The sequence below is a fragment of the Acidovorax sp. sif1233 genome (assembly GCF_019218755.1).
Classification (GTDB): Bacteria; Pseudomonadota; Gammaproteobacteria; order Burkholderiales; family Burkholderiaceae_C; genus Acidovorax.
Map to the genome: position 1 here is coordinate 1348760 of NZ_JAHUWZ010000001.1, position 12598 is coordinate 1361357.

The following is a 12598-nucleotide window of genomic DNA, read 5'->3' on the forward strand; positions in this document are numbered from 1 at the left end:
ACGCATCCACTTCTCCGCGCATGGCGCGCTGCGTGATGGTGCTGGGCACCACCAGCGGCGCCGGCAAGAGCTGGCTCACCACCGCGCTGTGCCGCCACTACAGCAACCTGGGCCTGAAGGTCGCGCCGTTCAAGGCGCAGAACATGAGCAACAACGCGCGCGTCGTGCCCGGCCCCGGCGGGTTGCTGGGCGAGATCGGCAGCGCGCAGTACTTCCAGGCCCTCGCGGCCCGCGCCGGGCCCGAGGTGCGCATGAACCCACTGCTGCTCAAGCCCGAGGCCGACACGCACAGCCAGGTCGTGCTGATGGGGCAGGTGAGCGCGGAGCTCACGGCCATGCCCTGGCGCGGCCGCAGCGAAAAGGTGTGGCCGCAGATCGCCGCCGCGCTCGATGCGCTGCGCGCCGAAAACGACGTGGTGGTGATCGAAGGCGCGGGCTCGCCCGCCGAGATCAACCTGCACGCGAGCGACATCGTGAACATGCGCGTCGCGCGCCATGCCGGCGCCCGCTGCCTGCTGGTGACCGACATCGACCGGGGCGGCGCCTTTGCGCACCTGTACGGCACCTGGGCGCTGCTGCCCGAGGACGAGCGCGCACTGATCCATGGATTCGTGCTCAACAAGTTCCGCGGCGATGCCCGCCTGCTGGCGCCCGCGCCGCAGATGCTGCAGGACCTGACCGGCGTGCCCACCGTGGCAACGGTGCCGATGCACTGGCGCCACGGCCTGCCCGAGGAGGATGGCGTGTTCGACGACCGCAGCACCTCGGCCGGCACCGTGCACACCACCGTGGCCGTGGTGGCCTATCCGCGCATCAGCAACCTCGATGAGTTCCAGCCCCTGAAGAATGTGCCCGGCGTGCGCCTGCTGTGGGCGCGCAGCCCGGCCGACCTGGGCGGCCTGAAGCCCACGGACTGGGTGGTGCTGCCCGGCTCCAAGGCGACGGCCGCCGACCTGGCCTGGCTGCGCGCGCAGGGGCTGGACCAGTCCATCGCGGCCCATGCCGCGCGCGGCGGGGCCGTGCTGGGGGTGTGTGGCGGCCTGCAGATGCTGGGCGAGGCGCTGATCGACACCGAGGGCATCGACGGCAATGCGCCCGGCCTGGGCCTGCTGCCGCTGGTCACCGCCTTCGCGCGCGACAAGACGGTGCGGCTCACGCGCGCGCGTTGCGGTGCGCTGCCGGGCGCCTGGGGGGCGCTGTCGGGGGTGGAGGTGGCGGGCTATGAAATCCACCACGGCCAGACCGCGCAGCACCCGGCCATGGCGGCCAAGGGCGATGTGGCACACGAGGTGATGCCAGGCCTGGCCTGGAGCAATGCGGCGGGCAATGTGCTGGGGGTGTACCTGCACGGCCTGTTCGAGGACGGGGCGGCGCTCCAGGCGCTGTTCGGTGCGCGGCTCGCCGCGCCGGTGCCCACGCTCGACAGCGTGTTCGACGGCCTGGCGCACGCCATCGGCCCCTGTTTCACGCCCGGGGTGCTGGATGCGCTGGTGGCCGCGTAGGGCTGCCGCGGTGGCGGGCCTCGGCGCTTTACACCCGTTCGCAGTGGTATGCGAGCGTGGTGTACGGGAAGCGCACGGTGCCCTGCCCGCGCAGCGCGGGGTGGTGGGCGATGAGTGCCTCGATCCGTGCGCGCACCTGGGCCCGCTCGCTGTCGGGCAGGGCGGCGATGAAGCTCACCGACATGAAGCGGTCCATGATGACCTGCTGTGGCGGCCCCACATGCTCATGCGGCAGCCGGGTCTCGGCCAGTGGGCTGAAGCCGGGGTGCGGGAAGGGCCGGCGCCAGTCGCCCTTGTAGAAGCGCGGCGCATCGCCCTCGAAGGGCGTGATGATGTCCGTGAGTTCCGCCACCCAGTCCACCGACTCGTCGCGCACATTCCACACCAGGCCAAGCCGGCCGCCGGGGCGCAGCACGCGGTGGAATTCATCCAGAGACTCGTTCGTGGCAAACCAGTGGAAGGCCTGCGCACAGACCAGGGCATCGAGCGCGCCGGACGGCAGCGGAATGGCCTGGGCCGTTCCCGCCACGGCGCGCACCGTGGGCAATTGCAGGGCATCGATCCTGGCGCGCATCGCATCCACGGGCTCCACGCCCACCACACCGGCCCCGGTGGCCGCGAGCAGCGCGGTGAACTTGCCCGTGCCCGCGCCCACATCGGCCACCTGGCGGCCGGGGCCCAGGCCCAGGGTCTGCCCCAGCCAGGCCGACAGCGCCGCCGGGTAGTCGGGCCGGCCGCGCGCGTATGTCTGGGCCTCATTCGCATAACCCCGCTGTGCCGCTGCGTGCACGGCATCTTTCTTCGTGTTCTCTACCACCATGACCGCACCTTTCATTCTTCCACCCGTTGATGACCTCCATGATGCCGCGTTGGCCAGCCGCCTGCAGCACGTGATCGATTACAAGACCAAGCCGCTCGGCTCCCTGGGGCTGCTGGAGCGCCTGGCGCTGCGCCTGGGGCTCATCCTGGGCACCGAGACGCCTGCACTGCATGCGCCGCAGATGCTGGTGTGCGCGGGCGACCACGGGCTGGCCGCAAGGGGCGTGTCGGCGTTTCCGAGCGACGTGACGTGGCAGATGGTCGAGAACTTCCTGGCCGGTGGCGCCGCCGTGAGCGTGCTCGCGCGCCAGCACGGCCTGGGCCTGACGGTGGTGGACTGCGGCGTGGCCAAACCCATCGCCGCGCGCGAGGCAGCGCCCGGCCAGCCGCACTTGCTGCTGCGCAAGGTGGCGCTGGGCACTCAGGACGCTTCCGTCGGGCCCGCGATGACGGCGGCGCAGTGCGCTGGGGCCCTGGCGAACGGCGCGGAGGTGGTGCGCGGCCTGCCCGGCAATGCGCTGCTGCTGGGCGAGATGGGCATCGGCAACACGTCCGTGGCCTCGCTGCTGCTGGCACGGCTGGCCGGCCTGCCGCTGGCCGAGGTGACGGGCGCCGGCACGGGGCTGGATGCGGCCGGCATCGAGCGCAAGCGCGCGGTGCTGCAGCAGGCGCTGGACGTGAACGCCGGGGCCACCGGCCCGCTGGATGCGCTGGCCGCCCTGGGCGGCTTCGAGGTCGCCACGCTGGTGGGCGCGGTGCTGCAGGCCGCGGCCGAGCGCCGTGTGATCGTGGTGGATGGCTTCATCACCAGCGCCGCCGTGCTGGTGGCCAGCCGCCTGCAGCCGGCCGTGCTGCAGCGCTGCGTGTTCGCCCACCGATCGGGCGAGCGCGGCCACAGCCTCATGCTCGCGCAGATGCAGGCCGAGCCGCTGCTGGACCTGGGCCTGCGCCTGGGCGAGGGCTCGGGCGCTGCGCTCGCCTGGCCGCTGCTGCAGTCGGCGTGCGCGGTGCTCAGCGAGATGGCGAGCTTCGAGTCGGCCGGGGTCGCCACCCAGACAGCCTGAACCAGGGGGCGGCGCCCCTGCGGCGCAGCCTTCCACCGCCTGGCGCCCGGCGGCGTGCGATTTGTCTCTCAGGCCTCGACCGTCTGGTTGCGCCCCTGCTCCTTGGCGCGGTACAGCGCGGCATCGGCGCGCGAGAGCATGCCGTCCAGCGTCTCGCCGGGGCCTGCCCAGCTGGTGAGTCCGATGCTGACCTCGCAGTCGAGCGGGTGGCCCGTCGCCAGCGCGGCGTGGATGCGCTGCGCCACGCTCCGGGCCGCCACTCCCTGCGTGCCTGGCAGCAGCACCATGAATTCTTCTCCGCCATACCGCCCCAGGCGGTCCGCGCGGCGCAGGACCTGGCGCGTCCGTTCGGCGAAATGCACGAGCACGGCATCTCCGTGCTGGTGTCCATGGGTGTCGTTCACGGACTTGAAGTTGTCCAGGTCCAGCATCATGATCGAGGGGCCGTTGCCGTAACGCTGTGCGCGCTCCAGCTCGTCCTCGCAGCGCTGCAGCAGCGCGCGCCGGTTCAGTGTCTGGGTGAGCGAGTCGTGCGTCGCCAGATGTTCCAGCTCGGTGCGCAGGCGGTCGGTGGCCATGAGCACCGCGCCGATGGACAGCATGAGCACCGTCAGCACGTAGGCGCCGATGTACAGGGTCTGGAACAGCGAAGGTTCCATCAGGTCCGCGCCGGCGCGCCCGGCCATGATGGAGCCCAGGCGCACGGCAAGGACGCCCATGTGCAGCGCCAGGACGACCTCCACCAGCCGCACGGGGAAGTTGCGCCCGCCGTGCCGCAGCATGAAGCGCAATTGTGCGGCATAGACGATGCCCATGGCCACCGTGAAGAACCCGACCCGCAGGCCGTAGTGCGGCATCCAGTAGGTCAGCCAGATGAACACGAGGGTGGTGCCCGCCATGACCCAGGACCAAGTGCGCCAGGTGGAGGGCCTGCCCATGAAGCTGCGCGTGCCCATGTAGTAGGTCACGGTGCCCAGCACCAGCAGCTGGTTGGCCAGCACCAGGCTCAGCCAGTCCGGGATGAAGCCGCGCGCGCTGAAAAGCACCGTGGACGCCAGCCACAGCAGCGGCGCCAGCGCCCAGGCGCCCACCCCCTGGATCGACGGCGGGTAGTAGCGCCTCATGAAAAGCAGGACGATGGCCATGACGGCGGACATGAAGCCCGCCATGGCGATCATGGAGCGCGGGTCGAGGTTCGTCATCCAGCGTGAATGGGAAGAGGGCGCGCTACGTAAGAAATTGTTTCTGCTGCGATTTCAGTATAGCCATACGAATATGTTTCAGGCGTGTGCCATGGGCCCCGCAAACGTTTCCGTGCACCAGAAAAAGGAGCCGAAGCGGCAAGGATGGTGCGCGCAGCGCGGGGCCGGCACAGGCCGGGCACAAGGATGGTGCGATTTGTACGCAAACTCAATGAAAAATTGTGTACAAAGTTGGCATGGGCCTTGCGTTCATGGGTGCCATGCAAGCTCCCATCCCTGCCCAGCCCCCGGTTGCCATTGAAATCGTCGCGCTCACCAAGCGCTACGCCAGCGGCAAGCCCGCCGTGGACGCCATCAACCTGCGCATCGCCAGCGGCAGCTACTGCTGCCTGCTGGGCCCCTCGGGATGTGGCAAGAGCACCACCTTGCGCATGATCGCCGGGCACGAGTCGGTGACCAGCGGCGACATCCTGCTGGAGAACCGCAACATCACCGACCTGCCCGCCGCCGCGCGCGGCACGGCCATGATGTTCCAGAGCTTCGCGCTGTTCCCGCACCTCTCGGCGCTGGACAACGTGGCCTTCAGCCTCAAGATGAAGGGCGTCGCCAAGGCCGAGCGGCAAGCCAAGGCGCGCGATCTGCTGGAGCGCGTGGCCATGGGCCACCTGGCCGAGCGCAAGCCCGCCGAACTCTCGGGCGGGCAGCAGCAGCGCGTGGCGCTGGCGCGGGCCCTCATCACCCAGCCGCGTGTCTTGCTGCTGGACGAACCCCTTTCGGCACTCGACCCCTTCCTGCGCATCCAGATGCGCGCCGAGCTGCGCCGCTGGCAGAAGGAGCTGGGCCTGACCTTCATCCACGTGACCCACTCGCAGGAAGAGGCCATGGCCCTGGCCGACACCATGGTGGTGATGAACCACGGCGTGATCGAGCAGGTAGGTTCGCCGCACGAGGTCTATAACCGTCCCGCCAGTGAGTTCGTTGCGCGCTTCATGGGCGGCCACAACGTGATCGACACGCCCGAAGGCAAGGTGGGTGTGCGCACCGACCACCTGCAGATCGCCCCCGCCAGTGCCGGGCTGCCCTGGGGTGCCCAGCGCATGCAGGCCGTGGTGACCGACGTGGAATACCAGGGCACCTATGTGCTGCTGGGCCTGCAAAAGCAGGGCGTGGCGCTGTCGGCCAACGCCACGGCCGCCTACTCGGTGATGGTCTCGGAAGCCGCCTTTGCCGCCCAGCCCTACACGGTGGGGCAGGCGGTGCAGCTGCATTGGACGCCCGACCAGGCGCACCCGCTGTCTGTGCCCGCTCCCGCAATGGCCGTCGCCGCCTGACCGCGCCGCCACGTCCCCTCTTTTTCCACCCGTCCCCTTCCGCAACCCAAGGAGTTTTCCCATGTCCGATGATTCCCGTGCCGATTCCCCCGCTGTTGTCGTTACCGAGGCTGCAGGCGTGCAGCGCCGCTCGCTGCTCAAGGGCACGGCGGGCATCCTGGCCGCTGGCGTGTTCCCGGCCGTCCATTCGCAGGAAAAGATCGTGCTGCGCTACCTGGGCACGGCGGTGAACCAGGACAAGGCGATTGCCGAGAAGTTCAAGGCCGACACCGGCATCGAGATCCAGTACGTGGCCGTGACCACCGACGACGTGACCAAGCGCGCCGTGACCGCGCCCAACAGTTTCGATCTGATCGACACCGAGTACTTCTCGCTGAAAAAGATCGTCCCCACGGGCAACTTGAAGGGCATCGACACCAAGCGCATCAAGAACGCCGACAAGATCACCACGCTGTTCACCACCGGCCAGGTGGCTGGCAAGGCCGTGGGCGACCAGGGCACGGCGCCCAAGAAGGTGATCTACCTGGAGGGCGAGAAGTCCAAGAAGTTCGCGACCGCGCCCACGCAGTTCATGAGCCTGATCCCCACCGTGTACAACGCCGACACGCTGGGCATCCGCCCCGACCTCATCAAGCGCCCCATCAGCTCCTGGGCCGAGCTGCTCAACCCCGAGTTCAAGGGCAAGACCGCGATCCTGAACATCCCCTCCATCGGCATCATGGACGCCGCCATGGTGGTCGAGGCCATGGGCATCTACAAGTACCCCGACAAGGGCAACATGACCAAGAAGGAGATCGATCTCACGATCAAGACCCTGATCGAGGCCAAGAAGCAGGGCCAGTTCCGCGCGCTGTGGAAGGATTTCAACGAGTCGGTGAACCTGATGGCATCGGGCGAGGTGGTGATTCAGTCGATGTGGAGCCCGGCCGTCACCGCCGTGCGCACCAAGGGCATCGCCTGCAACTTCCAGCCGCTGAAGGAAGGCTACCGCGCCTGGGCCGCCGGCTTCGGCCTGCCGGCCACCCTGTCGGGCAGGAAGCTCGATGGCGCCTACGAGTTCATCAACTGGTTCCTGGACGGCTGGGCGGGTGCCTACCTGAACCGCCAGGGCTACTACAGCGCCGTGCTGGAGACCGCCAAGTCCAAGATGGAAGCCTACGAGTGGGCCTACTGGATGGAAGGCAAGCCCGCCACGCAGGACATCAAGAGCCCCAACGGCGACGTGCTGGCCAAGACCGGCGCGGTGCGCGACGGCGGCAGCTATGAGTCGCGCATGGGCGGCATCGCCTGCTGGAACGCGCTGATGGACGAGAACAACTACATGGTGCAGAAGTGGAATGAATTCGTCGCGGCGTAGAGAGTGCACCCCCTGAGGCGCTTTGCGCCTTCCCCCTCTCTCGACCCGCTGCGCGGGTCGGGAGGGGGACGTCCCCGGTGCGGCGGGGCGGCCCTTGCACGGGGGCACTGGCCTTTGGCCGCGCCAGTTTCAAGGATTAAGACGAAACGCCGAGCTGCGGATATCTGATACCGATTGTTTGCAAACACCATGAGCACAACCCACACACCGACCTTGCCTGCTGCTGCCGTCCCCGGCCGCAGCATTGCCGCCTGGTGGCAGGCTGCGCCGTTCACGCTGGTGTTCGCGCTGTTCTTCCTGATTCCGCTGGCGCTGATCGTGATGGTCAGCTTCTGGGACTTCAATGAGTACGAATTGCTGCCGGGGTTCACGTTCAAGAACTACGTGTCGATTTTTGCGGGCTGTGGTGATGCGTCAGACGGGCTGTGTGTCACGCTCAAGACGTATTACTCCACGCTCAAGTTCAGTTTTCTGGTGTGGCTGATCACGCTGGTGATCGGCTTCACCGTGGCCTATTTCCTGGCCTTCCATGTGCGCTCTTCGGGCACGCAGACGCTGCTGTTCGTGCTGTGCACCATTCCGTTCTGGACCTCGAACGTGATCCGCATGATCTCGTGGGTGCCGCTGCTGGGGCGCAACGGGTTGGTCAACCAGACGCTGATGGGCATGAACCTGATCGAGACGCCCGTGGAGTGGCTGCTGTTCTCGGACTTTTCGGTGGTGCTGGCCTTCGTGCACCTGTACACCATGTTCATGATCGTGCCCATCTTCAACAGCATGATGCGCATCGACCGCAGCCTCATCGAGGCGGCCAGCGACAGCGGCGCCAGCGGCTGGCAGACGCTGTGGAACGTGATCATCCCGCTGTCGCGCACCGGCATCATCATCGGCTCCATCTTCGTGATCACCATCGTCATGGGCGACTTCGTGACCATCGGCGTGATGGGCGGGCAGCAGATCGCATCGATTGGCAAGATCATCCAGGTGCAGACCTCGTACCTGCAGTTCCCGCTGGCCGCGGCCAATGCCGTGATCCTGCTCGCGGTGGTGCTGATGATCATCTGGGGCCTCACGCGCCTGGTCGACATCCGAAAGGAACTCTGACATGTCCATGCGCGATTCCCGCCCCGCGAGCTTCTGGCCCCTGGCCCTCGTGTTTGCCCTGTTCGTGCTGTTCATGTACGGGCCCATGCTGGTCATCTTCATCCTGAGCTTCCAGGGCCCCGAAGGCGGGCTGACCTTTCCCATGCGCGGCGTGTCGCTGCACTGGTTCCACAAGCTGGCCGAGGGGCTGGGGGTGGTGGACATCGGCGCGGCGCTGTGGCGCTCGCTGGGCCTGGGCGTGGCGGTGATGCTGTGCACGGTGGTGCTGTCGGTGCTGGCCGGCCTGGCCTTCCGCAAGCGGCTGGCGGGGGGCAACACGCTGTTCTTCATCGTCGTGGCCAGCCTGATCATGCCGTCGATCATCGTCTCGCTGGGCATCGGGCTGGAGTTCCGGCTCATCGACAACGGTATCAAGGCGGCCCTGGAATGGCTGGGCATGGAGAGCACGCTCGAGGGCTACGGTACGTCGCTCGGCCTGTTCACCTCGGCCCTGGGCGCGCACCTGACCTGGACGCTGCCGTTCGGCCTGCTCATCATGTTCGCGGTGTTCAACCGCTTCAACCCATCCTACGAAGAGGCCGCGCGCGACCTGGGCGCCACGCCCTGGCAGGGCTTTGCCCATGTGGTGCTGCCCTTGATCGCGCCCTCGGTCGTGGGCATCGGCATGTTCGGCTTCACCCTGAGCTGGGACGAGATCGCCCGCACCTCGCAGGCCATCGGCGACGTGAACACGCTGCCGCTGGAGCTGCAGGGTCTGACCAGCACGGTGACCACGCCGTCCATCTACGCGCTGGGCACGCTGACCACCGTGGTGTCGTTCATCGTCATGGGCATCACGCTGGCGTTGGTATGGGCCTTGGGGCGCAGGCGCAAGGGCCGTCCGGGTTAAAAACGGCACCCTTATGACGACCATCAACCCCAAGCCCCGGCGCACACGCGCTGCGGTCACCGAGCCGCCCGTGCAGCCCGGCGCGACCGGCCAGCTCAGCGACAACGACATGTACGACCGCATGGTGTCGGCCATCCTCGACCACCGGCTGCCTCCGGGCACCAAGCTGGTGGAGGACAAGCTGGCGGCGGCCTTTGGCGTGTCGCGCACGCGCGTGCGGCCGGTGCTGGTGCGGCTGGCCAATGAACAGGTTGTCACGCTCACGCCCAACCGGGGCGCATCCATTGCCCAGCCCACGCCGCAAGAGGCGCTGGAGGTGTTCGAGGCCCGCCGCCTGCTGGAGCCGCGCCTGGTGGAGCTGTTCATCGCCAACGCGACCGATGCCGACATTGCCGCGCTGCGCGCCTGCATCGACGACGAAGAGTCGGCCCGGGCCAGTGGCGACATGCGCCGCGCCATTCGCCTGTCGGGCGATTTTCATCTGCACATCGCGCAGGCCGCCGGGCACCAGACACTGGGGCGCATCCTGCGGGAGCTGGTCTCGCGCACCTCGCTGATCCTCATGACCTACAGCCCCAGCCACGCCCGCGAACGCGAGGAGGCCACGGCCTGCGGCTGCCGCGAGCACCGGGCGTTGATCGATGCCATCCGCCTGCGCGACGCGCGCGAGGCGGCGCGCCTCATGCTGACGCACCTGGCCCGCATCGAAACGCAGCTGGAGTTCACCCCGCCGGCCAGCGATGTGCCCGATCTGGCGCAATTGCTGGGCGCCTGAATCCCGACACCTTGCCATGCGCCAGCTGCTCGTCCTCAACCCCAACACCTCGGCCAGCGTCAGCGCCTTGCTGCAGCGGCATGTGCAGGCAGCCGCAGGTTCGCATGTGGCGGTGCGCACGGCCACGGCACGTTTTGGCGCCCCCTACATCGCCTGCGAGGCCAGCTATGCCGTGGCAGCCCATGCCGCATTGGACGCCTGGGCCCATGAGCTGGCGCAACCCCGGCCCCGGCCCGATGCCGTGCTGATCGGCTGCTTTGGCGACCCGGGCCTGATGGCGCTGCGCGAAAGCTGCCCCGTGCCTGTGACGGGCCTGGCCGAAGCCTCCTTCATCGAAGCCGCCCGCCATGGGCGCTATGCCATCGTCACGGGCGGCGAGCGCTGGGGCCCCATGCTGCAGCGCCTGGCGCAGGCGCTGGGGCATTCGCACGGGCTCGCGGGTATTCACACGGTGGCGCCCACGGGGGCCCAGCTGGCGGCAGACCCTGAAGCCGCCCGTGCCTTGCTGGTGGAGGCCTGCCGCGACGTGGTGCGGCAGATGGGGGTGCAGGCTGTCATCCTGGGCGGGGCAGGGCTTGCCGGCATGGCCGCTGCGGTGCAACCCCAGGTGGGGGTGCCGGTGATCGACAGCGTGGTGGCCGGTGCGACCTGGGCCCTGCGTGCGCACCCCGTGCCGCCGGAGCGGAAAGTGGCGGGGTTTGAGGTGGCGTGGGTGGGGGTGTCGGGGGAAATGGCGGCCTTGGGCACAGCCGGGGTTGTTTGACACTCCTGGGCAGACCACCTGGCCTACGACGGCACTGGGAGGGCCGTTGGCTCTCAAGTTACACGTATTATTGGCATCTGGCGCTTATCCAGTAAGCGCGAGTAGCTATAAAAATAGAAGCAGCCTGCGTTCAAGGCGCCAGCGTCTTTGGCTGGTAGTCGCAATACTCGCTCACCACACATTCCCAGCAGCGCGGCTTGCGCGCCTGGCACACATAGCGGCCCAGCAGGATGAGCCAGTGGTGCGAGTCCACCGCGTAGGCGGCGGGCACGCGCTTCATCAGCTGCAATTCCACCGCCAGCGGGTTCCTGCCGGGCGCCAGGCCCGTGCGGTTGCTCACGCGAAAGATGTGCGTGTCGACCGCCATGGTGGGCTCGCCGAAGGCCACGTTCAGCACCACATTGGCCGTCTTGCGGCCCACGCCAGGCAGGGCTTCCAGGGCTTCGCGCGTGCGGGGCACCACGCTGCCGTGCTGCTCCACCAGAATGCGGCAGGTTTCCAGCAGGTTTTTGGCCTTGGTGCGGTACAGGCCGATGGTCTTGATGTAGCCCTCCAGCCCTTCCAGCCCCAGGTCCAGGATGGCCTGGGGTGTGCCCGCCACCGGGAACAGCTTGCGCGTGGCCTTGTTCACGCCCACATCGGTGGCCTGGGCCGACAGCAGCACGGCGGCCAGCAGCTCGAACGGGGTGGTGTATTCCAGCTCCGTGTTGGGCATGGGGTTGGCCGCCTTCAGGGTGGCGAAGAAGGGTTCGATCTGCGCGGTTTTCATGGGGGAGAGTTTGTTCTGGAGGAATGCGTGGGTTCTGCATTGTCCCGTAGCTGTGTGCGCAAGAACTCCAGGAACATGCGCACGGCCGCCGGCAGGGTGCGGCCGCTCAGCGTCTGCAGTTCGGCGGCGCGTGCGTTCATGCCGGGCTCGCGGATCTGTGCCGCATGCAGCTCGCCGCGCCGCACGCGGTCGCGCACCGTCACTTCGCCCGATATCGACAGCCCGCCGCCGTGCAGCACGAAGTGGGTCAGCGTCTCGAAGTGGTTGCACACCAGCACGGGCTCGAACACCAGGCCACGCTGGCTGCAGCCGATGTCGAACAGCTGGCGCACGGTGTTGTCGCGTTCGGGCAGGGCGATGGGGCAGGGGTGCATCTGCGCCAGCGTCACGCTGGGGAAGCGCGCCAGCGCGTGGTCGGGCCGCATGATCGCGATGACCGGCGAGGCCTCGCGGTGCTGCACGGTGATGTCCCGCTCGGCCGAGCGGCTGTAGGTGAGGCCGATGTCCGCGTCGCCGTTGAGCACGGCCGTGGTCACCGCCGCCGGGCTGACCACGCGCAGGTGGAACTGGATACCCGGGTACTGCGTGCGGAACTGCGCCATCACGCGTGGCAAAAATTCGATGGCAAAACCGGCTGAACTGCACAGCCGCACCCGCCCCGTGTGCAGCCCCTGCAGCGCCTGGATGTCCGAGACCACGCGGTCGGCCTCCAGCGCGCCGCGCCGCGCGTGCGCGGCCAGCAGCTCGCCCGCCGCGCTGGGCGCCATGCCACGCGGACGGCGGTCGAACAGCGGCACGCCCAGCAGGTCTTCGAGCGCCGCCACCTGCCGGCTCACGGCCGAGGGCGACACATGCAGGCGCGTGGCGGCTTCGCTCACCGAGCCGCTGCGCACCACCTCCAGAAAGTAGCGCAGGGCCGTGTCCTGCAGGCGGCTTGAGAGCATGGGAGGCCTGGGTGTGTGGTTTGCGTAAAACGCAACGATAACCTCAGAAATCGTCGATTGTCGAAACGCAAGCGGCTGC

General features: G+C 68.2%; 12 protein-coding genes. 8 read left to right on the top strand and 4 right to left on the bottom strand.

The features are described from left to right. Positions 1-35: 35 nt before the first annotated feature. Complete coding sequence (locus KW843_RS06155; RefSeq protein WP_218294474.1) at positions 36-1502, top strand: cobyric acid synthase; 1467 nt, start codon at positions 36-38, stop codon at positions 1500-1502. A gap of 28 nt (positions 1503-1530) precedes the next feature. Here KW843_RS06155 and KW843_RS06160 read toward each other — a convergent pair whose 3' ends face one another. Beyond that, positions 1531-2322: a class I SAM-dependent methyltransferase gene (locus KW843_RS06160; protein WP_218294170.1), complete on the bottom strand. Its 792-nt coding sequence runs from the start codon at positions 2320-2322 to the stop codon at positions 1531-1533. Between KW843_RS06160 and cobT the strand changes: the two genes are divergently transcribed. Next, the gene (gene cobT / locus KW843_RS06165; RefSeq protein WP_218294171.1) at positions 2321-3385 is read left to right on the top strand and encodes a nicotinate-nucleotide--dimethylbenzimidazole phosphoribosyltransferase; all 1065 of its coding nucleotides are present in this window, start codon (positions 2321-2323) and stop codon (positions 3383-3385) included. The genes KW843_RS06160 and cobT overlap by 2 nt on opposite strands. A gap of 68 nt (positions 3386-3453) precedes the next feature. Here cobT and KW843_RS06170 read toward each other — a convergent pair whose 3' ends face one another. Beyond that, positions 3454-4587, bottom strand: coding sequence for a GGDEF domain-containing protein (locus tag KW843_RS06170; RefSeq protein ID WP_255591397.1), 1134 nt, complete (start codon positions 4585-4587; stop codon positions 3454-3456). A 260-nt stretch (positions 4588-4847) separates the two neighbouring features. Here KW843_RS06170 and KW843_RS06175 point away from each other — a divergent pair, with 260 nt between their 5' ends. The 6 genes from KW843_RS06175 to KW843_RS06200 all read left to right on the top strand — a co-directional run bounded on the left by KW843_RS06175 (position 4848) and on the right by KW843_RS06200 (position 10806). Then, on the top strand, positions 4848-5918 hold the full coding sequence (locus tag KW843_RS06175) for an ABC transporter ATP-binding protein (RefSeq protein ID WP_370628443.1): 1071 nt from the start codon (positions 4848-4850) through the stop codon (positions 5916-5918). A gap of 61 nt (positions 5919-5979) precedes the next feature. After that, a complete protein-coding gene (locus tag KW843_RS06180) occupies positions 5980-7275 on the top strand; it encodes a PotD/PotF family extracellular solute-binding protein (RefSeq protein WP_218294172.1) in 1296 nt (431 codons plus the stop codon). A 189-nt stretch (positions 7276-7464) separates the two neighbouring features. Further along, the gene (locus KW843_RS06185; RefSeq protein WP_218294173.1) at positions 7465-8379 is read left to right on the top strand and encodes an ABC transporter permease; all 915 of its coding nucleotides are present in this window, start codon (positions 7465-7467) and stop codon (positions 8377-8379) included. 1 nt (position 8380) lies between these two features. After that, positions 8381-9268 (top strand): ABC transporter permease, encoded by an 888-nt coding sequence (locus KW843_RS06190; RefSeq protein WP_218294174.1) that lies wholly within the window; start codon positions 8381-8383, stop codon positions 9266-9268. Positions 9269-9281: 13 nt separating this feature from the next. Further along, positions 9282-10043 carry a GntR family transcriptional regulator gene (locus KW843_RS06195; protein WP_218294175.1) on the top strand — a complete coding sequence of 254 codons (762 nt, stop codon included), beginning with the start codon at positions 9282-9284 and terminating at the stop codon, positions 10041-10043. Positions 10044-10059: 16 nt separating this feature from the next. After that, complete coding sequence (locus tag KW843_RS06200; RefSeq protein WP_218294176.1) at positions 10060-10806, top strand: aspartate/glutamate racemase family protein; 747 nt, start codon at positions 10060-10062, stop codon at positions 10804-10806. Between the two features lie 130 nt (positions 10807-10936). Here KW843_RS06200 and nth read toward each other — a convergent pair whose 3' ends face one another. Beyond that, positions 10937-11575, bottom strand: coding sequence for an endonuclease III (gene nth, locus KW843_RS06205; protein WP_218294177.1), 639 nt, complete (start codon positions 11573-11575; stop codon positions 10937-10939). Then, positions 11572-12519 carry a LysR family transcriptional regulator gene (locus KW843_RS06210; RefSeq protein ID WP_218294178.1) on the bottom strand — a complete coding sequence of 316 codons (948 nt, stop codon included), beginning with the start codon at positions 12517-12519 and terminating at the stop codon, positions 11572-11574. The genes nth and KW843_RS06210 overlap by 4 nt, the downstream gene beginning before the upstream one ends. Positions 12520-12598: the final 79 nt, after the last annotated feature.

Bases quoted from the DNA above. Each gene is read 5' to 3' on its own strand.
- KW843_RS06190 (WP_218294174.1), top strand. From the start codon at position 8,381: ATGTCCATGCGCGATTCCCGCCCCGCGAGCTTCTGGCCCCTGGCCCTC.
- KW843_RS06180 (WP_218294172.1), top strand. From the start codon at position 5,980: ATGTCCGATGATTCCCGTGCCGATTCCCCCGCTGTTGTCGTTACCGAG.
- KW843_RS06210 (WP_218294178.1), bottom strand. From the start codon at position 12,519: ATGCTCTCAAGCCGCCTGCAGGACACGGCCCTGCGCTACTTTCTGGAG.
- KW843_RS06155 (WP_218294474.1), top strand. From the start codon at position 36: ATGGTGCTGGGCACCACCAGCGGCGCCGGCAAGAGCTGGCTCACCACC.
- KW843_RS06175 (WP_370628443.1), top strand. From the start codon at position 4,848: ATGCAAGCTCCCATCCCTGCCCAGCCCCCGGTTGCCATTGAAATCGTC.
- KW843_RS06185 (WP_218294173.1), top strand. From the start codon at position 7,465: ATGAGCACAACCCACACACCGACCTTGCCTGCTGCTGCCGTCCCCGGC.
- KW843_RS06170 (WP_255591397.1), bottom strand. From the start codon at position 4,587: ATGACGAACCTCGACCCGCGCTCCATGATCGCCATGGCGGGCTTCATG.
- KW843_RS06200 (WP_218294176.1), top strand. From the start codon at position 10,060: ATGCGCCAGCTGCTCGTCCTCAACCCCAACACCTCGGCCAGCGTCAGC.
- KW843_RS06195 (WP_218294175.1), top strand. From the start codon at position 9,282: ATGACGACCATCAACCCCAAGCCCCGGCGCACACGCGCTGCGGTCACC.
- KW843_RS06160 (WP_218294170.1), bottom strand. From the start codon at position 2,322: ATGGTGGTAGAGAACACGAAGAAAGATGCCGTGCACGCAGCGGCACAG.
- cobT (WP_218294171.1), top strand. From the start codon at position 2,321: ATGACCGCACCTTTCATTCTTCCACCCGTTGATGACCTCCATGATGCC.
- nth (WP_218294177.1), bottom strand. From the start codon at position 11,575: ATGAAAACCGCGCAGATCGAACCCTTCTTCGCCACCCTGAAGGCGGCC.